The sequence below is a fragment of the Isoalcanivorax indicus genome, from assembly GCF_003259185.1.
GTDB lineage: Bacteria > Pseudomonadota > Gammaproteobacteria > Pseudomonadales > Alcanivoracaceae > Isoalcanivorax > Isoalcanivorax indicus.
Window position 1 is genome coordinate 145665 of the sequence record NZ_QGMP01000003.1, and the last position, 22597, is coordinate 168261.

20 protein-coding genes are annotated in these 22597 nt (G+C 63.4%); 11 read left to right on the forward strand and 9 right to left on the reverse strand.

What is annotated here, in order from left to right; all coding sequences use genetic code 11:
- The first annotated feature begins 18 nt into the window (after positions 1–18).
- The gene (locus tag DKW65_RS14140) at positions 19–537 is read left to right on the forward strand and encodes a DUF411 domain-containing protein (protein ID WP_245932524.1); all 519 of its coding nucleotides are present in this window, start codon (positions 19–21) and stop codon (positions 535–537) included.
- Here DKW65_RS14140 and DKW65_RS14145 read toward each other — a convergent pair.
- From DKW65_RS14145 to DKW65_RS14155, 3 genes are all read right to left on the reverse strand, one after another.
- Positions 521–1195: an alpha/beta hydrolase gene (locus DKW65_RS14145; protein ID WP_111658068.1), complete on the reverse strand. Its 675-nt coding sequence runs from the start codon at positions 1193–1195 to the stop codon at positions 521–523. The two genes, DKW65_RS14140 and DKW65_RS14145, sit on opposite strands and share 17 nt — an antisense overlap.
- 79 nt (positions 1196–1274) lie before the next feature.
- Complete coding sequence (gene roxB, locus DKW65_RS14150; protein WP_245932528.1) at positions 1275–3338, reverse strand: rubber dioxygenase RoxB; 2064 nt, start codon at positions 3336–3338, stop codon at positions 1275–1277.
- 286 nt (positions 3339–3624) lie between these two features.
- The gene (locus tag DKW65_RS14155; protein ID WP_162925885.1) at positions 3625–4005 is read right to left on the reverse strand and encodes a hypothetical protein; all 381 of its coding nucleotides are present in this window, start codon (positions 4003–4005) and stop codon (positions 3625–3627) included.
- Between the two features lie 93 nt (positions 4006–4098).
- On the opposite strand from DKW65_RS14155, the gene DKW65_RS14160 reads away from it, so the two are divergent.
- From DKW65_RS14160 to DKW65_RS14170, 3 genes are all read left to right on the forward strand, one after another.
- Positions 4099–5778: an alkaline phosphatase D family protein gene (locus DKW65_RS14160; RefSeq protein WP_111658070.1), complete on the forward strand. Its 1680-nt coding sequence runs from the start codon at positions 4099–4101 to the stop codon at positions 5776–5778.
- Positions 5775–7826 (forward strand): metallophosphoesterase, encoded by a 2052-nt coding sequence (locus tag DKW65_RS14165; RefSeq protein WP_111658071.1) that lies wholly within the window; start codon positions 5775–5777, stop codon positions 7824–7826. Before DKW65_RS14160 ends, DKW65_RS14165 begins: the two co-directional genes overlap by 4 nt.
- 72 nt (positions 7827–7898) lie before the next feature.
- Positions 7899–8333, forward strand: coding sequence for a hypothetical protein (locus DKW65_RS14170; RefSeq protein ID WP_111658072.1), 435 nt, complete (start codon positions 7899–7901; stop codon positions 8331–8333).
- A gap of 52 nt (positions 8334–8385) precedes the next feature.
- Here DKW65_RS14170 and DKW65_RS14175 read toward each other — a convergent pair whose 3' ends face one another.
- The gene (locus DKW65_RS14175; RefSeq protein ID WP_111658073.1) at positions 8386–9555 is read right to left on the reverse strand and encodes an alpha/beta fold hydrolase; all 1170 of its coding nucleotides are present in this window, start codon (positions 9553–9555) and stop codon (positions 8386–8388) included.
- Between the two features lie 120 nt (positions 9556–9675).
- Positions 9676–10170 carry an Lrp/AsnC family transcriptional regulator gene (locus tag DKW65_RS14180; RefSeq protein ID WP_111658074.1) on the reverse strand — a complete coding sequence of 165 codons (495 nt, stop codon included), beginning with the start codon at positions 10168–10170 and terminating at the stop codon, positions 9676–9678.
- Positions 10171–10468: 298 nt separating this feature from the next.
- Between DKW65_RS14180 and DKW65_RS14185 the strand changes: the two genes are divergently transcribed.
- Positions 10469–12142 carry a 2-isopropylmalate synthase gene (locus DKW65_RS14185; protein ID WP_111658075.1) on the forward strand — a complete coding sequence of 558 codons (1674 nt, stop codon included), beginning with the start codon at positions 10469–10471 and terminating at the stop codon, positions 12140–12142.
- Between the two features lie 44 nt (positions 12143–12186).
- On the opposite strand, the gene DKW65_RS14190 is transcribed toward DKW65_RS14185, so the two are convergent.
- The 4 genes from DKW65_RS14190 to DKW65_RS14205 all read right to left on the reverse strand — a co-directional run bounded on the left by DKW65_RS14190 (position 12187) and on the right by DKW65_RS14205 (position 15570).
- Entirely contained in the window at positions 12187–12903 is a 717-nt protein-coding gene (locus DKW65_RS14190) for a type 1 glutamine amidotransferase (RefSeq protein WP_111658076.1), read from the reverse strand.
- 110 nt (positions 12904–13013) lie between these two features.
- Positions 13014–13811 carry a hypothetical protein gene (locus DKW65_RS14195; RefSeq protein ID WP_111658077.1) on the reverse strand — a complete coding sequence of 266 codons (798 nt, stop codon included), beginning with the start codon at positions 13809–13811 and terminating at the stop codon, positions 13014–13016.
- A gap of 78 nt (positions 13812–13889) precedes the next feature.
- Positions 13890–14597: a monofunctional biosynthetic peptidoglycan transglycosylase gene (mtgA, locus tag DKW65_RS14200; RefSeq protein ID WP_111658078.1), complete on the reverse strand. Its 708-nt coding sequence runs from the start codon at positions 14595–14597 to the stop codon at positions 13890–13892.
- Between the two features lie 28 nt (positions 14598–14625).
- A complete protein-coding gene (locus tag DKW65_RS14205; protein ID WP_162925886.1) occupies positions 14626–15570 on the reverse strand; it encodes an alpha/beta fold hydrolase in 945 nt (314 codons plus the stop codon).
- A gap of 194 nt (positions 15571–15764) precedes the next feature.
- On the opposite strand from DKW65_RS14205, the gene DKW65_RS14210 reads away from it, so the two are divergent.
- From DKW65_RS14210 to DKW65_RS14235, 6 genes are all read left to right on the forward strand, one after another.
- Entirely contained in the window at positions 15765–16349 is a 585-nt protein-coding gene (locus DKW65_RS14210) for a DUF2796 domain-containing protein (RefSeq protein WP_162925887.1), read from the forward strand.
- 11 nt (positions 16350–16360) lie between these two features.
- Positions 16361–17074, forward strand: a complete 714-nt coding sequence (locus tag DKW65_RS14215) for an ABC transporter ATP-binding protein (RefSeq protein ID WP_111658081.1) — start codon at positions 16361–16363, stop codon at positions 17072–17074.
- On the forward strand, positions 17071–18330 hold the full coding sequence (locus tag DKW65_RS14220; RefSeq protein ID WP_111658082.1) for an ABC transporter permease: 1260 nt from the start codon (positions 17071–17073) through the stop codon (positions 18328–18330). The genes DKW65_RS14215 and DKW65_RS14220 overlap by 4 nt, the downstream gene beginning before the upstream one ends.
- Positions 18331–18346: 16 nt before the next feature.
- Positions 18347–18892, forward strand: coding sequence for a DUF3299 domain-containing protein (locus DKW65_RS14225; protein WP_111658083.1), 546 nt, complete (start codon positions 18347–18349; stop codon positions 18890–18892).
- 12 nt (positions 18893–18904) lie between these two features.
- Positions 18905–19642 (forward strand): sulfite exporter TauE/SafE family protein, encoded by a 738-nt coding sequence (locus tag DKW65_RS14230; protein WP_111658084.1) that lies wholly within the window; start codon positions 18905–18907, stop codon positions 19640–19642.
- Positions 19643–19727: 85 nt separating this feature from the next.
- A complete protein-coding gene (locus DKW65_RS14235; RefSeq protein WP_162925888.1) occupies positions 19728–22595 on the forward strand; it encodes a PAS domain S-box protein in 2868 nt (955 codons plus the stop codon).
- Positions 22596–22597 lie beyond the last annotated feature (2 nt).

The following is a 22597-nucleotide window of genomic DNA, read 5'->3' on the forward strand; positions in this document are numbered from 1 at the left end:
TGCTCAGGAGTTGTTGTCATGTTGAAGACCAAACAAACACATCAGCAAGGTGTCGCCATGCTGATTTTCATGGTGCTGGTGGTCATGCTGATCCTTGGTACGGCAGGCTGGTTCCTGGCGCCGCGCGGCGACGCTCCAGCGCCCGAGTCGGCAGAGGAGTCGTTGCCTGCGATCACCGTGTGGCAAAGTCCCACCTGCGGCTGTTGCGGCGACTGGGTTGCGCATCTGGAAGAAAATGGCTTTACGGTGCAGACCCTGCTGCGGCACAACGTGCCGATGATCAAGTACCGCCTGGGCTTGCCGCCGGACATGGCGTCCTGCCATACGGCCATGGTTGAAGGCTACATCATCGAAGGTCATGTGCCGGCCGCCGATATCAAGCGGCTGCTGACAGAGCAGCCGTTTGCCCGTGGCCTTGCCGTGCCGGGCATGCCAGTGGGTTCGCCGGGCATGGAGATGGACGGGCGCGTGGATGACTACGCCGTGCTGCTATTCGATGCCGACGGTGAGACCCAGGTGTTCAATCGCTATCCGTGATCAGGCAACGGCCGATAAACCCGGCGATGTCGCGAATCTGTGGCAGGCAGACTTCGTGCCCCATGGGGTAGCTTTGCCACGAGGGCTCCAGCCCCATTTCCCGCAACTGCACGGCGGCGCGCTCGCCCAGCATCATGGGCACCATGGGGTCGGCGCTGCCGTGATAGATGCGCACCGGCAAGCGCCGGTTGGCGTCGCTGGGGCGCGTGATGTCCGGCGTGGCCAGATAGGTGGATAACGCCATCAGGCCTGCCAGGGGTTTTTCAAACGTGAGGGCAGCGTGGTAGGCCACCGCGCCGCCTTGTGAAAAACCGGCCACGATAATGCGGCGGCTGTCGATGCCGCGTGCGATTTCCCGCTCGATCAGATCTGTGGTGCGACGCGCGGATTCCAGCAACTGCGCTTCGTCCACGACCCGCTCCAGATCCATCGCCTTGATGTCGTACCAGGCGGGCATGCGCATGCCGCCGTTGATGGTGACCGGGATTTCCGGCGCGTGCGGAAAGACGAAACGCACGGCCAGCGAGTCGGGCAACTGCAGCTCCGGCACGATGGGCTCAAAGTCGTGACCGTTGGCACCCAGGCCATGCAGCCAGATGACGGTTGCGTCGGCGTCGCGGAGGTCCGGGTTTATCTCCACGCAGGGTAGATAGTTCATTACACAGGCCCGAGGCGATGACAAGGCGTGGCAGTGTAGCATGCTCAATGGCGGGACGTAGCCCTCCCCGCCATTCAGTCTACAGGGTCTTCAGGTACTCGATGATGGCCAGGCGCTCATTGTCGCTCAGCACGCTGTTGAACTCGTGGCCATGGTTGCTCTGGCCATACATGTGGGTGTTGTAGATCTTGCGTTCTTCCATCTGTTCATTGGTCAGAATCGGTGGGAACAAAATGTTCCACGCCAGGGCGAGATTGCTGTAGAGCCCGGCGACAACACGCTGGAACAGCGGGTCCTGATGATCATCTCGCGGATCACAATTGATATAGGGGGATATCGTTGGGCTCCACCAGGTGCGACGGCGACACTCGATGGCGTCGTAGCGCCAACCCACTCTGTCCTGATCGAAAGCGCGCTGGAGATCCGTGTCGAAACCCATCACCACGCGATGGCGCTGATCGCTGCGTGGCGGTGTGGAAACCCGGCGCCATAGCGGTGGGCGATCTTCCGGCTTGAGTAGACTCCACAGGTCAGGAACGGAGCCGTTATGTAAATAGGGCGCCGTTGCCCAGATGCCGTAAAGCGGTGGGGCCAGATAACCCAGCTCCCGGTCTCCGCGTAGCGCCTCGCGGTTCTGTGGGCCGCAGTCCTGATCTGTACCGAACGTTGGAGGGTAGCCAAAGAAGTTTTTCGCGCCAGCAGTCTGAACGGCCTCGTTGTTGGTCATTGCCCGCACGGGCGACGTGCCAATGATGTCCAGTGGCACGATGTAACCGGCCAATCCCTCCATGTCCGGTGACTCAAGGAACCCGGGGTCTTGAGTGTAACGGCGGGAATAGGCGCCGTGGCAGCTGGCGCAACTGCCGTTGCCCTCTGGGCGTGGCAGAGTGTTCTGGCGTTCTTCTGACCACATATCAAGAGTATGAAAGAGTTCGGCGCCCTCGTGCGCCAGCTGCTCATCGACATCGAAGGGATAGGGCGGCGATTTGAGGGTCTCGACATAGCTGTTCAGATCAGGGCCATGCTCGCGCATCCAGCGTTTTCCGGCTTCGCTGACAGGGCCGCCAATGGAACCGAAAAGACCCGCAAACGGCGTGTAGAAAACCATATCGACGCGTGGTGCATCCATGGGGAATACGCCGTCAACGAACTTGGCGGGGCGGTGTCCCATGTTCCACCAGGCGGGCGTATCCATCCCGGCAGTGGAGCCGGATGTGACGAGACCCAGCACTTCTGAAGGTGTCAGGTATCCCTGGTCGGGGAACAGGAATGCCATATTGATGAGGCTGGCATTGTTGGTGCCCCGTGTACGATTCAGGTTGAGCAGCGTGGCCGCCGACGCCGGATATCCAAGCGGCAGCATGTCACGGAGAAACAGGTTCAGATCGGCCAGAGAACTGCCGCTGCCAAAAGTCAGACCCAAGCCCTCGCCATCCTCCGGCGTGCCGATTACGCCGCTGTGGCAGGCATGACAGGTAATACCGATGCGTCCGGTCCAGCTACCGTCGTCGTCCCGCAACTGGGTAAACATTTCGGGCAACTGCCCCGAGCCACCGTCGGTCCGATTCGGGTCTTCGAAGGGTAACGGGTAAGGATTGCGTGCCTGTTTGAAACCGGAGCCATAGCGCTGTGCGACCAGTTCATCAAAGTTGTCCGGGCGTAGCATGAAGCCGCCCCAGATGCGCCAGAGCTGGTTGTACTGACTGGCGGTGAAAGTCGAAATTCCGAACCCGGACTCCAGTGACATGGGCTTGGTGCCGGCGAACAGGGCGCCTACCTTCTCGCCGCCAGTGCGCAGGAGCTCGCGGCCTGCCTGTACGCGCTCGCGCAGCTCACCGCATGTTTCGGGCTGGCCCCGTTCCTGTACGGCCACCGGATCAACATGGCAGTCTTTCCAGAAGGTATTGAAGTGTACGGCCAAGCCGTCGTTAACGCCGGGTTGCAGCAGCATGCGAGGATCAGTGGGCAGCGGCGTGCTGTCCGGTAACGCGTCCTGTTGACAGAAAGCCCAGAGTCGAGAGCCGCCATGAAAACTGCCCAACAGATCATCGTCGCCGTCGTATGACGGAATATCAGAGTACGGTTGAGCGTAGGCGAGCATTGACGCGCACGCCAGGCCCAGGGCAATCAGATAGCGCAACATGTTCTTCTTCTCCTTATAGCCGAGCATGCTGAAGCTAGGCCCGCCCTTCAGGAAAGGCAAATGCAGCCTCTGGAATGGATGATTCTGAATGGCGGAATCAGGGAGGATGTTATTGTTTGCCGGGGACAGTTCATGTCATGGCGGGACAGCTCGGGAGAATGCTTGTGCGCAGGCCGATTCGAATATGGCCCGACCGGCACACAATGCGTCCTTTTATACTAAATAAAAAAAGTTTTGTTTGCTTATTGTAGCCGGGTGCGCTGAGTCACATTTCATGCGGCTACTGCTACGGCTGAAATTGCCATGCGCCGTCGATGAGCCGGAACGCCAGAGTTGCTGAGACAGTTTTCATATCACCTTGTTCGAAATCGCCAAACCGGTGCGTCATTTCGGCAACAGTAATGCTTTCGCTCGCATCACCCAGCCGGGATTCAAGAGTTTTTCTGCTGGTCAGCATTTCCACATGAAGCTGGCATCTGACTGTGGCGTTGTCGCTCTGTATCCTGCCCCGACACTGATCGATATGGGCAATGACGCTGTGTCTCGCCTCCCCCTGTTGTGTCAGGGCGTTGTAGGCCAGCGCATTCCAGTCCGGTTCATTTTTCTGACATGCCGCGGTCATCAGGATGACTAATGTAACCGCTAAGAAGCGTACGTTAGTTTTCATTGCTGCTACCCAAAGTAACGTGATTGATACGTTCGTCCCAAGTGTATGGGCATAGCATAGCGCACAGAAACCATCTTCGGGGAAGGACATATCATGAGCGTTGACCGGCGCCTTGTGCTCAAGGGGATTGCGGCAGTGTCCGCCACTGCCGTGGCGGGGTGCGGTGGCAGCAGTTCGGTGGCGGAGCCGGGTGCTCCACGTGGCGGTGACGGGGTTGCGTTTACTCACGGTGTCGCCTCTGGCGATCCGCTTGCTGACCGGGTGATGTTATGGAGCCGTGTCATACCCACCAACGGTGAGACCCCGGCAGTGATTCCGGTCACGGTCACGGTGGCGCGTGATGCCGGGTTGAGTCAGGTGGTGGCGACCTACGTCGGGCAGGCGCGGGCAGCGCAGGATTACTGCGTCAAGGTAGACGCCACAGGGCTGCAACAGGACCGCTGGTATTACTATCAGTTTTCAGCGGGCGGGGCGCGTTCTCCGGTGGGGCGTACACGCACCTTCCCTGCGGCCGGGCGCTTTGTCGACCGGGCACGCTTCGCGGTGGTGTCCTGCTCCAATCACGCCTTCGGGTTGTTCTCGGTATACCGTGCGGTGGCCGAGCAGAGTGATCTGGATTTTGTGCTGCATCTCGGCGATTACATTTACGAGTATGGTCCGGGTGAGTATGGCAACTTCCCGGATCGGGACCCGTTGCCGCCGCGTGAGATCATCAGCCTTGCGGATTATCGCGAACGCTATGCCCAGTATCGCGCAGACATCGACCTTCAGCGGGTGCATCAGCAATTTCCGATGATCTGCGTCTGGGACGATCACGAAAGTGCCAACGACAGCTGGACGGGAGGCGCTGAGAATCACCAGCCCAATACCGAAGGCGATTGGCCAACACGCAAACGCGCCTCGCAGCAGGCGTACTTCGAGTGGTTGCCGATTCGCGAACAGTCGCCGGGGAATATCGAGCGTATCTGGCGGGATTTCCGGTTTGGTGATCTGCTCGATCTGTTCATGCTGGATACTCGGCTCGAGGGCCGCGACGAGCCGCTGGACCTGCCTTTTGACCCGGCGCGCAATAGCAGCAGTAGAAGGATGATCAGTGAGGCGCAGTCCGGCTGGCTGCTGGACGGCTTGCAGCAGTCGCAGGCGCGCTGGCGTGTCATCGGCCAGCAGGTGATGTTTGCGCAGATCAATATTGCCGAAATTCCCAGTGTTGACCCGCGCGTGCCGGAACTGCGGGGCAACCTGCTGGCCATCAACATGGATCAGTGGGACGGCTATGCCGCCGAACGGCTGCGCATTCTCAATCATATTCGTGACCACAATATCGACAACGTGGTGATCCTGACCGGCGATATTCACAGCTCCTGGGCCAACGAGGTGTACCGGAACCCGGTGCCGATTACCGGAGAGCTGTTTGCCCAGCCGCTGGCGGCAGAATTCATTACGCCGTCGGTGACCTCGCCAGGATTCCCGGAGGGGCTGTCGGAACTGGCAGGCACATTGCTGCCCCTGGTCAATCCGCATATTCGCTATTTTGAAGGCAAGTCGCGCGGCTTCATTCTTATGGATGTCAACCGGCAGCGCGCCCAGGCCGAGTGGTATTACGTGCGCAGCATCAATGACTTTGATCTGCGCGGTCAGCTGGATCATGGCCGCACCAAGGCCATGAAGGTGGACAGCGGCAGCAGTCGCCTGATCCGCGATCCGATCCTGTCGCGTCCGCGCACGTTGCGCACGGCGCTCTTTCATCCTGATACGCCGGAGCAAACCGTATGAGCAAAGTGCTGCCTTTGACATTGTTGTTGTCGCTGGGCCTTGCCGCGTGCGGTGGGGATTCTTCAGTGGGCGGTGGCTCTGCGCCGCCGGGAAGCACGCCGCCGCCAGGCGTGCAGCCGCCAACGGGCGACGGCCCGGCACGGGTGCGTTTCATTGCCATGGGCGACTCGGGCACCGGTTCGCCGCAGCATTATGCCGTGGCGCGCGCCATGGCCGATGTGTGTGAGCGCAAGGCTGCGCTCGACAGCAGCGGTCATCCCGGTTGTGAATTTGTGCTGGGGTTTGGCGACAATATTTACGAGTCCGGGGTGTCGCACGTTTACGATCCGCAGTTCGAGGAGAAATTCGAGCTGCCGTTTGCGCCGGTCGAGCTGCCCTTCTACATGGTGCTGGGCAATCATGACAATACCGGCTTTATCGGTGGTGATGGCGCCGGTAATGCGCGCGGTGAGTTTCAGGTGGATTACCACTTCCGCACCGACCGTATGACAGACCGTTGGCAGATGCCGGATCGTTACTATCGCTTCAGTTGGGGTGAAAACGCCGCCGGGGAACCGCTGATCGAATTCTTCGGGCTGGATTCGAACCAGATCGCCGGCGGCTTCGCCGATGCCAACTACAATTATTCCTACCAGCGCTATGGGCTGCTGCAGTTGTCCTGGGCAAAAGAATCCGTTCGTCAGTCGCAGGCCACCTTCCGGGTCGCCATGGCGCATCACCCGTATCTCTCCAACGGGCTGCATGGCAACGCGGGCAACTATGACGGCATTCCCGGGGCGCTCTTGCCCGTGCTGGCCGGCCAACGCTGGCGGGATTTTCTGGAAGAGGCGATCTGTGACAAGGCCGATTTCTACATGGCCGGGCATGATCATGATTTGCAACAGCTGAAAGCCGTAGAGCGTTGCGGGCGCACGGAATTCATTGTCAGCGGCGCAGCGGGCAAGACCCGTGGGCTGACCGATACGGAGCGTAACCCGGCGTGGTTCCAGGTGGGGGATGTGTACGGCTTTTTCTGGATGGAGGCGGTCGACGCTGACCCGCTCCGGGGCTTGCCGGCACGTCTTTGCACGGAAGCCTATATCGTGGATCCGGATCAGGAAAACGGCCTGGGGGTGGTGGCCGAAGGTCAGCTGCAACCGGCCTATCGTCACTGCTACGACCAGCAGCCGCTGGCGGGCCTGCAAGCACCGAATCGTTTTTCTTCCGTGCCTTTCGTCGGTCCGGCTCTCAAGGAACTGGCGGGCGACAGCACGGGCTTTGATCCGGCATTCAGCGGCCCGTTGCAGGCCTTCCAGTCAGCCTTGACCTCCGGCCTGAATCTCGCGGCGACGGAGCTGCCCGACGGCCCGCATCAGGAAACCATCTCGGCGTTGATCGGTGGCCTGGATGTGTTGTTCAACAGCCTGGACAGTGTGGCGGCCCTGCTGGGCGGTGATGACGAGGATGCGGCGGAGCAAAGCCTGTTGTCGGTGATCGAGGCGGCCAATGTGCTCAGCGGGATAGACACGTCTGCGTTGCCCGCGCCATTCGATCAACTGGGCGCGGCCTTTGACGCGCTGGCCGCCGGGGTGGGGGGTATGGACCGTGAGGGCAGCAGTGCGCGTGATGATCTGGTGCTGATTGCGGGCCCGCTGCTGCAACTCTCGCGCAATATCGAGAATATTCTCGAAGGGGTTGGTACCCAGACGGCCGAGGTGCCCGTGCTTGCAGGCATCACCAAGGTACTGGGTACTGTGGCCCAGGGGGCGGCGATCGCTGTGGCTGATGTGGTGCATCTGGATTCCAGTGCAGCGGTGGCGGCGCTGGTGGGGCACCTTCAGGCCACCCTGGATACCATCGTCAGGGATGTGTTGTTGCTGGATATGTTCTCGGAAGACGCCGGTGATGTGGCCGTGTTGCCAGGGCAATTCCTGTCGGCGGGGCTGTTGTCCGTCACGCGCGAAGTGGCGTTTCACCTGGATCAGTATGTGCTGTCTCCGGTGGGAAGCATCCTTGAACTGCTGTCGCCGATCACCAATCTGCTGGCGGGGTTATTCGGTCGCGGCTGACCTCGCCACAGCTGGCATGTATCATGCAAAGGCCTCGCGCGATGGTGAGGCCTTTCTGGTTGGAGAGCGGTAATGAATGAAAATGAGCGCGTGATACGCGTCATCGAGTTGCGTCGTCGCATGATGCTGATCATGTTCGTGGTGGCGATCCTGATAGGCCTGTTCCTGGGCGCTGCGGCGCTGGGTTGGTTGCCGCTGGATCTGGAGGCGCATCAGCAGTTGTTCCAGTCACTGATGCTCGCCTATTTCGCCTCGGCGATGTCCTCGCTGGTGTTCATGGGCATGATGATGTTCATGGTGCGGGGCGCGATCTGGGGCATCGGTATGGCGGTGTTGGGCCTGGTCGCGCTGATGGGCGCGATACCCTTTGTGGCCGCCATCGTGATCATCGTGGCCAACCGCATGGCCGAGCAGCGCATCAAGGCGTTGCGCGATGCGGAAGCTGAAAAAGTGGCCGCAGCACAGCGTGCGGCCGAGCAGGACGCGGAGGAAGACGCGGCCTCCTGATGCCCGGCAGGGCGCCGGGCGTGTCGGGGCGGGTCTGTTCAGGCCGCTCTGTTCAGGACGCCTGGCGCGCTGGCGGCGCAGCATCCTCTTCAATGCGCGGGTCAACGCGTGCGTCACGGCACTGACGGATCAACCAGTCCGCCACCACCGGCCAGTTGTCACGCGGCGCCTGGCTGCCCCCGAGAATACCCATATGGCCACCGCTCACCTCGTGATGCGTGATCGGCGCCAACGGCATCTGCACGCGCAGTGCCAGGCTGCATTCCCGTGTCACGATGGTGTCCTGACGCCCGGTGACCAGCAGGGTCGGCACGGTCACCGCAGACAGGTTGCCGCGCGGATGACGCATCGGCAGGCGTCCGCGGGCCACGCAGTTGTCGGTCCACAGATGGCGCACGATGTCCTGAATGACGGCGCCGGGGTACGCGTACATGTCGTCGAGGAACGCCGCGTTGGTGGCGTGGCTGCTGACGTAATCGCGATCCTCCAGACGGCGCCACAGATCCAGATACCCCTTCAGCGTCGATACCGGCGTAATCAGCTTGAAACTCAGTGCATTGACCCAGCCCGGCGAGCGCAGCAGGGGCGCGGGCAACTGGTGTACATGGCGCCCGGTGCGCCGCTTGAGCCAGCGCAGCTGCTGTGACAGGCGCCGGTACTGCACGCCCAGCGCGCCGTTGGCATGGTAGTCGCCGGGGGCGCCGACCAATGCCAGCGCGGCGATATCGGGGTCCTCACCCAGCGCGGTGTAGGCGTAGCTGAACAGGGCGCCGAAACTCCAGCCATGCAGTGCCAGACGGCGCTCACCGCTGTGGGCGCGCACCTTGTCCAGCAAGACGGGCAGGTGTTCCGCGAAATAGTGCTCCAGCGACCAGTGATCGTGGCGACGGCCCGGCCGCCCCCAGTCAATCAGGTAGACCTCGAAGCCCCGGGCGCGCAGGTAGCGCACCAGACTGCGTTCTTCAAACAGGTCGTACAACAAGGTGTTGGCGGCCAGCGGCGTGACCAGCACCAGCGGCACCTGCTGCCGGGTCCGGCTTACCGGCATCTCGTGACCGTCCACCGTGATGTGTTCGCTGGTGAGCGGCGGGTAATAGCGCAGGCGAATAATGTCCTGTTCGTGGATGACCTCGAACGGCGTGCGGTTGGCCTGGATCAGATCCTTGGGGCGTCGCAGCCAGTCGCGCGCATTGTCGTAGCGGCGACGCAGGGAAGACAGCATGGAAGCACTCCTGTTGATCAATAGCCGGGGACCCTGGAATCGGGCGGCAGTGTAGCGGCCCGTCGGGTCAGGCCATTGGCCGGGGCGCCCGGGTCAATCCTGGCTGTGCGCTGGAGGCATTCACTCTGGCAGATAGCCCAGCGGCAGGGCGGTGGAATCGATCACCTTGCGCATCACGAAACTGGAGTGCACCCCGGTCACGCCCTCGATACGGGTAATCTTGCCCAGCAGGAACTGCTGATAGGCGTCCATGTCCGGTACCACCACCTTGAGCAGGTAGTCGGCGTCCTGGCCGGTGACCAGGTAGCACTGCTGCACCTCCTCGAAACTGGCCACGGTCTGCTCGAAGCGCTCGAAGCGTTCCGGCGTGTGCCGGTCCATGCTGATCTGGATGATGGCCGTCAGGTCCAGTCCCAGCGCTTTCTGGTTCAGCAGGGTCACCCGGTTCAGCAGCACGCCGGCTTCCTCCAGCTTCTGGACTCGCCGCGAACAGGGCGAAGGCGACAGCCCCACGCGTTCGGCAAGCTCGAGATTGGTCAGGCCGCCATCCTCCTGCAGGGCCTGAAGGATGCGGCGGTCAGTGCGGTCCAGTTTGTGCGGAGCAGTAACGGGCATGGGGTCTCCACAGGTCGATCACCGGATTATCCTGTTGCGGTGCGCAGCAGAAAGGGTGAAATATATCGTAGTTTATATGATATGCGAAATAAATAGCCCTTTTCGGCGTAAACCAGGGCAATTCCGCAAACCCATTGCTCGGCCACGCGCCTAGACTATGCCTTGTCGCTGGTCCACAAGCCCGGCGGCTTCCCCGGCCCCTTCGCTCACAAGGCGGCCGGTGCCGGGGAAAAGCCCCCGCCCATCCGGCCCGGGCCACACACGTTCAGGGCGCAACCGCGCAATTCAGGAGTACGACATGGCGTTCGATCATCGCAAGTACCAACCCTTTACCCCCGTGCAGCGTCCCCAGCGCCGCTGGCCGGAGCAGGTCATCCGCACCGCACCGCACTGGTGTGCCGTGGACCTGCGCGATGGCAACCAGGCTCTGGTCAAGCCAATGACCGTGGCCCAGAAGATGCGCCTGTTCGACCTGCTGGTGAAAGTGGGCTTCAAGGAAATCGAGGTGGGTTTCCCGGCCGCCTCACAACCGGATTTCGATTTTGTTCGCGCCTTGATCGAGCAGGACCGCATTCCCGCCGATGTCACTATCCAGGTGCTGACCCAGGCGCGCGACGAACTGATTGCCCGCTCGTTCGAGTCCCTCAAGGGCGCACGGCGGGCAGTGATGCATCTGTATAACTCCACCTCGCGCACCCAGCGCGAGAAAGTGTTCCGCATGGACGTTGCCGGCATCCGCGACATCGCCGTGCGCGGCGCCGAATGTGTCGCCCGCCATGCCGCACAGCAGCCGGATACCCAGTGGGTATTCCAGTATTCGCCGGAGAGCTTCACCGGCACCGAACTGGATGTGGCGGTCGACGTGGTCAACGCCGTGGTCAATGTCTGGCAGCCTGCCAAGGGCCAGCCGGTGATCATCAACCTGCCGGCCACGGTGGAAGTGAGCACGCCGAATGTGTTTGCCGACATGGTCGAGCACATGAACGATCACATTATCCAGCGCGAGCATCTGCAGATTTCCGTGCACACCCACAACGACCGGGGCTGTGCCGTGGCCGCCGCCGAGCTGGCGGTGATGGCCGGTGCGGATCGGGTGGAAGGCACCCTGATGGGCAACGGCGAGCGCACCGGCAACATGGATCTGGTCACCATGGCCATGAACCTGTATAGCCAGGGCGTCGACCCGAAGGTGGATTTCTCCGGCATGCGCGAGATCATCGAGACGGTGGAAGCGGTCACCGAGATCAGCACGCACCCCCGTCATCCGTATGCGGGCGAGCTGGTGTTCACCGCCTTTTCCGGCAGCCATCAGGACGCCATCCGCAAGTGCCTGGTGTTGCAACAGCCTGACGAGAAATGGGACGTGGCGTATCTGCCCATCGACCCGCGCGATCTGGGGCGTCGCTACGAGGAAGTGGTGCGGATCAACTCGCAGTCCGGCAAGGGTGGCGTATTGCATGTGCTGGAGCGCGATTACGGCATCACCTTGCCGCGCTGGTTACAGATCGAGTTTTCCCGCGTGGTCCAGCGTCAGGCGGAAGAACAGGCGGGTGAAATCGACGGCGCTGCGATCCATGCCCTGTTCGAACAGCACTACCTGGCGTCACCCAAGGGCTGGGAGCTGCAAGGCTACGATGTGCATCGCGAAGGCGATGTCGTGCGGGCCTCGGTGCGCATCGGCACCAGTGCCGTGGCCGAAAGCCTGGAGGGCGAGGGCAAGGGCGTGGTCGATGCGCTGGTCGCCGCGCTGATGGCGCGCACCGGCCGCCGTATCACGGTCGAAAGCTTTGATGAAATGGCCCTCAGCGAAGGCACCCAGGCCAGCGCCATGGCCTGTGTCCGGGTGCTGATTGATGACGAACCGGCCAGTGCAGCGGCACTGGCGGATGACACCACCTCGGCCACCTTGCAGGCCGTGTTGTCGGCGGTGGGGCATCGCCAGGGCAGCGCCGAGGTGCGTGCCAGCGCCTGAAACAAAACGCCCCCGCATCGCGGGGGCGTTTTTCCTCAGGGCCATCACGGCACGGGCGGGTTATCGCCGGGCGGGTTGGCCAGCCGGTTGAGCAGCCGATACAGACGCTGGTGCGTCGCCACCAGAATCGCTTCTGACACCATCAGCTTGTGCGGCGGGTCCACCCAGGTGCCCGGCACGATCTCGTCAGCGCAGTGCTCGCACAGGCCTTTCAACGTCTCCATATCGCATTCCAGATGGCATTGCAGCCCCATCACCCGGTCTTCCAGCAGAAAGCCCTGCTGTGTACAGGCGACACTGGAAAACAGGTGCCGCGCGCCCTTCGGCAAGCTGAAGCCTTCGCCGTGCCAGTGCAGCACCGGCGGTGAGTCGGCGAACATGCTGGCGATATCCGGCGGGCAAGTCGGCGCCGGGGTGATCGTGAACCAGCCGATTTCCGGGGCACTGTTGCGGTGGATATCCGCACCCAGCACGCTGGCGATCAGTTGCGCCCCGAGGCAGATGCCGACCACCTTGCGGTCAGCCTCGATGGCCTGACGGATCAGACGCTTTTCCTCGCGCATCCAGGGCAGCTTGCCGTCGTCGCGGGCACTCATTGGCCCGCCCATGACGAACAGCCAGTCGAAGTCATCGGGGCTGGGCCAACGGGTAACCTGGCGAGCTTCGATCACCTCCCAGGTGATCCCCTGGCGGTCCAGCCAGGTGGCGATGGCGCCGGGGCCTTCGAAGTGCACGTGCTTGATGATCAGGGCGCGCTGCATAGATGGTGTCTCGTTCTGGTTTCATCCTTCACGTATTGTGACGCAAGTCATGCTGCTGCGCCAGTCGCAAAGGTTTTCAGAAAACGATGGCGAATTCGCTATGCGAGCGATCAGTCGCTGGCGGCGGGCTGTCCCCGGGCCAGGCCGCGTGGGGCCAGGACCAGCGTCTGGCTCTGCTCCGTCACCGGGGCCAGGCGGATGGGGTCATCGCTGGCGTAGTGCGCCGCCCCATCGACGATGATGGTGGCCTGCAGCTGCAATGGCTTCGTATCGTCCACCGCACGGGCATCGTAATACAAGCGGTAAGGGATGTGCGTCAGCCCTGCTTCCAGTGGGCGCACCTTGCGCTGGATATCGGTCACGTCCGGATCGCGGACATCGCGTGGTTCGATGTGCAGCGCCAGCACGGCACGTTCGGGCACGCTGTGCCCGTCGGGCAGCAGCAGTTCGCCCTCCACCCGTGCGGCGGCCTGGTCATTACGCCGCCACGGGCCGAGTACGCCCTTGTCTGTGGCGGTATCGTGTTCGCCGTCCGGATCGAGCTCGGTCAGCGTCAGGGTATGGCGGTGCAGGGTGTAGCCCACGGCCAGGGTTTGTGAGTCACCGCGGTGGCGGGCCAGGCTGTGCAGTGTCAGTGTCTGCTCGTCGGCCTGCCAGCGCTGGCCCTGCCAGGGCCCGTTGGGCAGCCAGTGCAGTGAGCCGTCGCGGCCCAGGACCATAACCCGATAGGTGCTGTCGTCTTCCAGCACCCAACTGCCGGCCAGCGGCAGTTGCTGCGCCGCCGGGGCGGCGGGGCGGTTGTTGTCGCCGACGGTCGGCACCCCGTCGGGAGCGGTGACGGGCGTCGGATCGGGCGTGTCGCCGCAGGCACTGAGCAGGGCAAATAGCGGGATGATCAACAGGCGCATACTGCTGGGGGGCTCCGGCTGATGGCAGGTGAAGAGGGGCTCAGGGCGTGTTTGAGGGTGTCAGGCCGGAGAGGTTCCTCACGGTGGCGCAACCTGATCCATGCGCGCCAGAATGATCTGTCGATACTGCAGCAGCCAGTCCGTGCGCCCGTGCTGATGGTAGTAGCGGGGCCGGGGCAATCGGGCGGCGAGGTCGGCGGCTTCCAGTGCGGTGAGTGCGGCGGCAGGCTTGCCGAAAAAGTGCTGTGCGGCGGCCTCGGCGCCGAAGATGCCTTCACCGAATTCGGCCACATTCAGGTACAGCTCCAGGATGCGCCGCTTGTCCAGGATCTGCTCCAGCATCAGGGTGATGGCCGCCTCTTGCGCCTTGCGTGGCCAGGATCGGCGCGGTGACAGGAACAGGTTGCGGGCCAGTTGCTGGCTGATGGTCGAGCCGCCCGCCACGGTATCACCCGCCGCCCGGTTGCGCTCCAGCGCGTGGCGCACGCCGTCCCAGTCGATGCCGCCATGCTCCATGAAGCGGCTGTCTTCTGCGGCCAGCGCGGCGCGCTTCAGATGCACCGAGATGCGCTCGTAATCCACCCAGGTGTACTGCAATCGCGCGGCGGCATTGTCTGCCTGCAGGCGGTCCAGCTCACGGGCCATGAAGGCCGTTTCCAGGGGCGGATGGGTGCGGTACCACGCCAGCCAGGCGGCGAACCACAACTGCAGGACCAGGGCGGCCGCCAGCAGGACGGCCGGTACCCAAAACAGCAGGCGGCGCAGCAGGGAGGGGTGAGCAGGCATAGGGCAGGGTCCATCCGCAGAGGGGTGGCTATTGTTGCGCGTGGGCTCCTTGCTGACCAGCCCGCTGCTGATCCTCCAGCCACATCAGGATGTCGGCGGCGTAGTGGCCCCAGTGAGCGCCTTGCAACAGCAGATGCGGCGCCTCGGGATAGAAGCGGTAGGTCAGGCGTGGCGCCAGCTGGTGGCGCAGGCGCTCGATGGAGACCCGGGGAATCAGGTCATCGTTGCCGCCGTATAACAGCAGCGACGGGTAGGCGATGTCCGCAGCGCTGTTCGATGCCCGATCGGTGAAGCGGATCAGGTCGCGGTAGGTGTCCATGCGCACCTGGCGCAGCACCTGCGGGTCTTCGGCCAGCCGTGCCGCACTGTGCGGGGTGTAGCGCGGGTCCTGCGGGTCGCGCGTCAGGGTGAAGGTATAGCCGGGCGTCAGGGTGGCGCCAACGGCCAGCGCGCCATTCCACAGATAGCGCGTGCGCAGCCCCGCGCGCACCGACGGTGCGGCCAGGATGGCGCCGGCCACGGGCAAGTCGCTGTCGCTGGCCAGCACGCGCATGGCGACGCCGCCGCCCATGCTTTCACCCAGCAGATAGAGCGGGGCGTCATAGTCTGCGGACCGCTGCCGGATACTGTCCCGGAGGTCGCGCAGCAGCGACTCGTCACCAGGCCAGTGACCGGCTTCGGGATGGCTGCCGAAACCGCGCTGATCGGCGGCGTACACGGCGAAGCCCCGTTCGGCGAACCAGGGGCCAAGGTGATCGAAGGCTGCACGGTAATCCCCGAAACTGTGCAGGGCGATGATCACGCCGCGCAACTCGCCCTCCGGCTGCCAGACCGTCATCGCCGGGGCGTCATGATCTGCGCCCGCCGCAGGGCCACGGGCACAACCGCAAAGCAGCATCAAGACCAGTACACCGGCCACGATCAGGGGAGGACAGGGTGACGGGCGAGCGGGTGCAACGGTGGAAAGGGGCATGATGGGTCCATGACTGGCGTAACATGTGCACGTAACATCCATGCAGTACAAGAGGTCAGTGTTCCGGATGCGCCATGGGGATCGAGTGAAGGTCGTCATTTTTGTTATGTTATAACGCATCACGGCGAGCCGAGACCATTTGCTGGAACTCGGCGTGTGCTGTCCGGTTCATAGTCCTCTCAAGGAGAATGCCAATGACGTCTGTATTCCGACCTGTTGTGCCTGCCCGTCTGGCGCTGGGCGCTTGCATGCTGATGGCCCTGGTGCCGCTGGCATCCGCCCATGGCGCACACGTGCATGGCCAGGGCCATCTGCAAATCGTGCGTGAGGGGGGCATGTTGCATGCCGAACTGACCGTGCCGGGGATGGATGTGGTGGGCTTTGAGCGGGTGCCCGAGGACGAGACCGGGAAGCAGGCCGTGCGTGACGCGCTGGCGTTGCTGGAACTGCCGGCCAATGTTCTGCGTACGCCGGCCGAAGCAGGTTGCACCCTCACCGGGAATCAGGCCGACACCGGGCTGCTGGCGGATGACCACGATCACCACGACCACCATCACGATCACGACCATGGCCACGGCGACAATCATGACTCGGGGCACGCCGACTTTGTCGCCGCCTACACCTTCGATTGCAGCAACAGTGCCTCTCTGGACGCCCTGGACATCACCCTGTTCGATCATCTGCCCGGACTGGAGCGGCTGATCGTGCAAATGGTGTCGGATGACGGCCAGCGCGAGCAGCGTCTGCGTCGTGGTCAGCGCACGGTCGCCTTGCCTTGATGACAGCCTCGATGACAGCCCCCGTTCTTGCGCTGACCGACGTCACGTTCCGCTGGCAGCCGCGCATGCCGGATGTACTGTCGATCCCGGCGTTCGAGATGGCCCAGGGCGAGCGGGTCTTTCTGGCGGGGCCCAGCGGCAGCGGCAAGAGCACCCTGCTGGCGCTGATCGCGGGCATTGCCACCCCGCGGGCGGGCCATGTCCAGGTGCTGGGCCAGCCACTGGGGGCCATGCGCGGCGCCGCCCGCGACCGGTTCCGCGCGGACCAGCTGGGCATCATCTTCCAGATGTTCAACTTGCTGCCGTACTTGCCGGTATTGCAGAACGTTTTATTGCCCTGCCGCTTCTCGCGGTCCCGGCGCGAGCGCGCCATCGCCCGGGACGGCAGCCCCGAAGCCCAGGCCCGGCGATTGCTGGGCGCCCTGGGGCTGGAGGCGGATGATCTGCTGCGGCGGCCGGTCACGGCGCTGTCCGTGGGCCAGCAGCAGCGGGTGGCGGCCGCGCGCGCCCTGATGGGTTCGCCGGCGTTGGTGATTGCTGATGAGCCCACGTCAGCGCTGGATGCGGACCGACGCCTGGAGTTTGTCGACCTGCTGTCGAGCGAATGCGATGCCTCGGGCGCGGCGCTGTTGTTTGTCAGTCATGACCAGACGCTGGCCTCGCATTTTCCGCGCCATGTCAGTCTGCTGGATATCAATCATGCCGGTACCGAGGTGAGACCATGACAGTGTTGGCCCTGGCCCGGCGCAGTCTGTGGAATCGGCGCGGCACCGCCGCGCTGGTGGTCTGCTCCGTGGCGCTGAGCGTGGCCTTGTTGCTGGGCGTTGAACGGCTGCGCACGGAGGCGCGCGAGAGTTTTGCCAATACGCTGTCCGGCGTGGATCTGATCGTCGGCGCCCGCAGCGGCCCGATCAATCTGCTGCTGTACAGCGTGTTTCGCCTGGGTGACCCGGTCAACAATGTCAGTTGGGCGAGTTATCAGCGCATTGCGGACCATCCCCAGGTGGCCTGGGCCGTGCCGCTTTCGCTGGGCGACTCCCTGCGCGGCTTTCCGGTGCTCGGCACCAGCCAGGCCTACTTCACCCATTATCGCTATGGCCGCGACCAGAGCCTGCGTCTGGCGCAGGGCGAGATTTTCGACGGCATTTTTGATGCGGTGCTCGGGGCGGAGGTGGCGCGACGGCTGGGTTACGGGCCGGGCGATCAGATTGTGCTGGCCCATGGCACCGGCGCTGTCAGCCTGACTCAACATGACGACAAGCCGTTCACGGTGGTGGGCGTGCTCGAGCGTACCGGCACGCCGGTGGACAACACGGTACACATCAGCCTGGAAGGCATGGAGGCGATCCATGTGGACTGGCGCGGCGGCGCCCCGATTCCCGGGTTGTCCATTTCGGCGGAGCGGGTCAGGAACATGGACCTGACGCCCGATTCGGTCACGGCGGTGATGGTCGGGCTGACCTCACGCCGGGCGGTGTTCCAGGTGCAGCGGCAGATCAATACCGACCGCGATGAAGCCCTGATGGCGATCATGCCCGGGTTGACGCTGCAACAACTGTGGGACCTGATGCGCGTTGGCGAAAACGCCCTGCTGGCGGTGTCGGCACTGGTCATGCTGGTGGCGCTGACGGTGATGCTCACGGCATTGCTCACGGGCCTCAATGAGCGCCGCCGGGAGATGGCGTTGCTGCGTGCGCTGGGGGCCAGGCCGTGGCAGATCTTCGCGTTGATCATCGGTGAATCGCTGCTGCTGAGTGTGCTGGGTGCGCTGTTCGGCGTGGCCCTGCTCCAGGTGCTGGCACTGGGCGCCAGTGGCTGGGTCAGTGGCCAGCTCGGGCTGACGGTTACCCTGTGGCCGCCGACCCTGCACGAGATGAAGATGCTGGCGCTGCTGTTTGCCGGTGGCATACTGGTGGGCCTGTGGCCTGCCTGGCGGGCCTACCGCAACGCACTCACCGATGGCATGGCCATCCGCATGTAACCGAGGCTTCCTGTTTATGATTCGCTCGCTGTTCCGATCCCTGGGCGCAGCCGCGCTGCTCGCGCTGGCCATGCCGCTGTCTGCGGCGGATATCACCCTGGAATGGGATGACATGATTCCCGAGGGCTGGCCGCCCGCCGAACTGTTCGAAGGCATCAATATCGACGAGTTGCAGGATGACGACCCGGAAGCCATCGAGTTCTTTGCCAAGATCGAGCAGCTGTGGGATGAAGCCCCCATGGTCGAGTCGCTGGACGGCAAACGGGTACGCCTGCCCGGCTACGCGATTCCCCTGGAAGGGGACAGTCGCTCGGTGACCAGTTTCCTGCTGGTGCCCTACTTCGGGGCCTGCATTCATGTGCCGCCGCCGCCGCGCAACCAGACCGTGCTGGTGAACATGGCCGAAGGCAAGACGGCACGAATCCGCCATGCCTTCTTCACCGTGTGGGTGACCGGCACCATGACGGTGGAAACCAGCGAAACCGATCTGGCCCTGACCGGCTATACGATTACCGCTGACAAGGTGGAGCCCTACGAGCCTGATGACAGCGCCGGTTACTGAGACGCCCCCGGTATGGACCCTGTCTGGTGGCTGATACTGCCCGCCGCATTTCTCGGGGGTGCACTGAATGCGGTGGCCGGCGGCGGCAGCTTTCTGACGCTGCCGGCGTTGCTCTGGGCCGGTGTGCCGCCGGTGGCCGCCAATGCCACAGGGACGCTGTCGTTGCTGCCCGGTTATCTGGCCAGTTGTGCGGGCTACCGTCGCGAGCTGCGCCGGGTGTGGCAGGACTGGCCACTGCCGGGGATCCTGCTGCTGACGGTAGCGGGCGGTGGCCTTGGGGCCGCCTTGTTGCTGCTCACCAGCGATGTGCTGTTTCGCGCCCTGGTGCCCTGGCTGCTCGGGCTGGCCACCGTGCTGTTTCTTCTGGCGCCGCGCTTGCTCGGGGTGACGCGTCGCCTGCCATGGGGGGCGCTCGCGGTCGCGCTGTTACTGGTGTCGGTATACGGCGGCTACTTCAATGGTGGTCTGGGTATCATGCTGCTGGCGCTGTTCGTGCTGGCGGGGCCGGGTGATCTGCACCAGGCCAACGCCCTGAAAAATGTCTGTTCTGCCTTGCTCACCCTGATGGCGGTGCTGGCCTACGCTCTGGGCGGCGCACTGGTGTGGCGCCTTGGTGTGCCGATGATGCTGGCCGGGGCTCTCGGGGGCTATGTCGGCGCGGCATGGGGACGGCACCTGCCTGTCGCGGTGCTGCGCGGGCTGGTGATCTTCACCGGTGCGAGCATGACCCTCTGGTTTGCCGTGACCTGATACGCGCCGTTGCACAGTCAGGGTGCAACCCGGTCCCGGGATGGCGTAGGCTCAGGGGTGTACCCTCAATCTGAGGGGAGACTCAGTGCGCAGGGACAGCATGGTGTTCAGACAATCCTTCGGCCGGGCTCTGGGCGTTGCCACCGCAACCCTTTTCAGTGTCCCGGTGGCCGCAGCACACGATAGCCAGCCCCTGGTGGACGATCTGCGTCTGCTGTATATCAGCGCAGTGATCATTCTGATCCTGTGTCTGTCTGTGGTCTGGGCGCTGCGTCAGGCGCGCAAGCTGATGGATCGGCGTATTCGCACCGCCAATGCGAGGTTGCGTGCTGAACGCGACATGCTCGCCGGGGAGCGTCAGCGACTGGATAACCTGATGCATACGGCGCCCGCCGTCATCTACAGCGCCCGGCTTGGCGATCGTGAACTCACCTACCTGAGCCCCAACTTCACTACACTGCTGGGTTATCCGGTGACCTCCGAAGTGCTGGAGGTGCACTGGTGGAGCCATCGCTTGCACCCGGAGGATTCGCCACGCGTCGATACCCTGGAATGGGATCGCTGGGACAACGATCAGTATGTTGGCTATTACCGTTTCCGCCATGCCGATGGCAGTTGGCGCTGGATCGAGGACCGCTGCCGACTGATTCGCGACCAGGAGGGCACGCCGCGCGAGCGCGTGGGCAGCCTGGCGGATATTACCGAGCGGGTTGAACTCGAAGGGCGGCTGGAGCGCGAGCAGCAACGTGCCAATCTGGCGCTCACGGGTGCCAATCTGGGCCTGTGGGAGTGGCAGCTCAGTACCGATGACGTGGTCTTCAATGATCGCTGGGCGGCGATGCTGGGCTACAAGCCCGAGGAAGTCGTGCATTCCATGCGCGATGCCGCCCAGCTGGTTCACCCCGAAGATCGTCGCCATGTGCGCGAGGCGCTGGTGCGGCATCTGACCGGCCAGACCGACCACTATCAGGCGGAATACCGGATGCGTCACCGCGACGGGCACTGGGTCTGGGTGCTGGATCGCGGACGGGTCATGGCGCGCGACCGGAACGGACATGCGCTGCGGGCCAGCGGCACGCATCTTGATGTCACCGAGTTGTATCTGTCGCGGGAACTGCTGCGGGAAAACGAGGAAAAATTCCGCTCTCTGTACGAGTACGCTCCCATCGGCATCATGCTCAATCGCATGTCGGACGGGCGTTTTGTGGAAGTCAACGAAGCCATCGTTCAGATGACCGGGTACAGCCAGGAGGCCCTCCTGGCGATGAACTTCTGGGACCTGACGCCGGAAGACTATGTGGATGAAGAAGCGGCGCATTTCGAAAGCCTGAGCAGCACCGGTGTGTACGGTCCGTATGAAAAGATGCTGCAGTGTGCGGACGGCAGGCGCTTGCCGGTGCAGGTCAATGGCGCGCTGATACTGGACCGCCATGGTGAAGCCATGGTCTGGATGCTGATCCAGGACATCAGCGAACGACAGCGTGCCGAGCGCCTCAAGAGAGAGTTTGTGTCCACGGTCAGCCATGAGTTGCGCACCCCGCTGACCTCCATCAAGGGCGCGCTCGGGCTGCTGTCGGGCGGCGCCTTTGGCACCATGCCCGATGCCGTGCGGCAACTGCTGGATATTGCGGTCAAGAACAGTGACCGGCTGACGCTGTTGATCAATGACCTGCTGGACATGGAGAAGATTGCAGCGGGCAACATGCGGTTCGATATGCAGCCCCATGCCCTGCAGCCCTTGTTGCAACAGGCGCTGGAGAGCAATCGTGGCTATGCCCAGCAGTATCAGGCGCGGCTGGTCTTGCGCGATGACGCGCCCGGCGTGCATGTGCGGGTGGACGGTGACCGCTTCCTGCAGGTCATGGCCAACCTGCTGTCCAACGCCATCAAGTTCTCACCTCCCGGGGGCGAGGTGGAGGTGCGCATGGTGGCGCGCGGCAGGAAGGCGGTGCGGATCATGGTCACCGATCAGGGGCCCGGCGTGCCGGAAGATTTCCGGCAGCAGCTGTTCGGGCGCTTTACCCAGGCAGACAGCTCGGACACGCGCCCCAAAGGTGGCACAGGGCTTGGTCTGGCCATCACCAGAGAGCTGGTCGAGCGTATGGGGGGGCGTATTGCGCTGGCGGATCACGAAGGCTCCGGCGCCTGCTTTTACGTGGAATTGCCCAGCATTGTGGTATCCGACGATAACGAGGTCGAGGCGGACAGCTTGCTGATAGTGGATGACCGGGCGGACGTGGCCATGCGCCTCACCGCGTTGTTGCACGACGCCGGTTATGTTGCTGAACGGTCGCCGGACACGCAGGACGCCTTGACCAGGCTCCACAACGAGATGTTTGCGGCCGTGATCGTGGATGTACACCTGGAGGGCGTGCTCGATTTCCTGCGGGACACGCGGGCAGATGAACGACTGTCGCAGTTGCCGGTGGTCATCGTCGCGGCGTCGGTGGAGGACGGCCACTTGCGGCTGTCTGCAGATCTGGAAGCGCTCGACTGGTTGCCCAAACCGGTGGACCGTCAACGGCTGCGTGATGCGTTACGGCTTGGCCTGCCTCATCCCGGGCAGAATGGGCGGCCCCGGGTGCTGCATGTCGAAGATGACATGGATCTGAGCAGGGTGCTGTCGCTGGTCGGGCGTGAACTGGCGGATTTCGACGTGGCGCCGACCCTGGCAGAGGCCAATGCCTGCCTGGCCCGCCATCACTATGACGTGGTGGTGCTCGACCTGACCTTGCCGGACGGGAGCGGAAGCAGTCTGTTGCCGGTCATGAGCCGGATGTCACCCGCGCCCGCTGTGGTTATCCTGTCTGCCTCGGATGCTGATATTCAGGACAGTGAGGCGATGCAGGCCGACGTGGTGGCCGCGCTGGTGAAATCCCGCGCCTCGAATGCCTCACTGCTGGAAACCTTGCGCCGCGCCGTCGATCATGCGCGGGCAGACCAACGGAGATGATG

Coding starts and splice junctions, on each gene's coding strand:
- DKW65_RS14155 (WP_162925885.1), bottom strand. CDS start 4,005: ATGAAAACTAACGTACGCTTCTTAGCGGTTACATTAGTCATCCTGATG.
- DKW65_RS14180 (WP_111658074.1), bottom strand. CDS start 10,170: ATGCCCGTTACTGCTCCGCACAAACTGGACCGCACTGACCGCCGCATC.
- DKW65_RS14160 (WP_111658070.1), top strand. CDS start 4,099: ATGAGCGTTGACCGGCGCCTTGTGCTCAAGGGGATTGCGGCAGTGTCC.
- DKW65_RS14230 (WP_111658084.1), top strand. CDS start 18,905: ATGGACCCTGTCTGGTGGCTGATACTGCCCGCCGCATTTCTCGGGGGT.
- DKW65_RS14220 (WP_111658082.1), top strand. CDS start 17,071: ATGACAGTGTTGGCCCTGGCCCGGCGCAGTCTGTGGAATCGGCGCGGC.
- DKW65_RS14170 (WP_111658072.1), top strand. CDS start 7,899: ATGAATGAAAATGAGCGCGTGATACGCGTCATCGAGTTGCGTCGTCGC.
- DKW65_RS14175 (WP_111658073.1), bottom strand. CDS start 9,555: ATGCTGTCTTCCCTGCGTCGCCGCTACGACAATGCGCGCGACTGGCTG.
- DKW65_RS14205 (WP_162925886.1), bottom strand. CDS start 15,570: ATGCCCCTTTCCACCGTTGCACCCGCTCGCCCGTCACCCTGTCCTCCC.
- DKW65_RS14145 (WP_111658068.1), bottom strand. CDS start 1,195: ATGAACTATCTACCCTGCGTGGAGATAAACCCGGACCTCCGCGACGCC.
- DKW65_RS14140 (WP_245932524.1), top strand. CDS start 19: ATGTTGAAGACCAAACAAACACATCAGCAAGGTGTCGCCATGCTGATT.
- DKW65_RS14195 (WP_111658077.1), bottom strand. CDS start 13,811: ATGCGCCTGTTGATCATCCCGCTATTTGCCCTGCTCAGTGCCTGCGGC.
- DKW65_RS14185 (WP_111658075.1), top strand. CDS start 10,469: ATGGCGTTCGATCATCGCAAGTACCAACCCTTTACCCCCGTGCAGCGT.
- DKW65_RS14210 (WP_162925887.1), top strand. CDS start 15,765: ATGACGTCTGTATTCCGACCTGTTGTGCCTGCCCGTCTGGCGCTGGGC.
- DKW65_RS14165 (WP_111658071.1), top strand. CDS start 5,775: ATGAGCAAAGTGCTGCCTTTGACATTGTTGTTGTCGCTGGGCCTTGCC.
- DKW65_RS14215 (WP_111658081.1), top strand. CDS start 16,361: ATGACAGCCCCCGTTCTTGCGCTGACCGACGTCACGTTCCGCTGGCAG.
- DKW65_RS14225 (WP_111658083.1), top strand. CDS start 18,347: ATGATTCGCTCGCTGTTCCGATCCCTGGGCGCAGCCGCGCTGCTCGCG.
- mtgA (WP_111658078.1), bottom strand. CDS start 14,597: ATGCCTGCTCACCCCTCCCTGCTGCGCCGCCTGCTGTTTTGGGTACCG.
- DKW65_RS14190 (WP_111658076.1), bottom strand. CDS start 12,903: ATGCAGCGCGCCCTGATCATCAAGCACGTGCACTTCGAAGGCCCCGGC.
- roxB (WP_245932528.1), bottom strand. CDS start 3,338: ATGTTGCGCTATCTGATTGCCCTGGGCCTGGCGTGCGCGTCAATGCTC.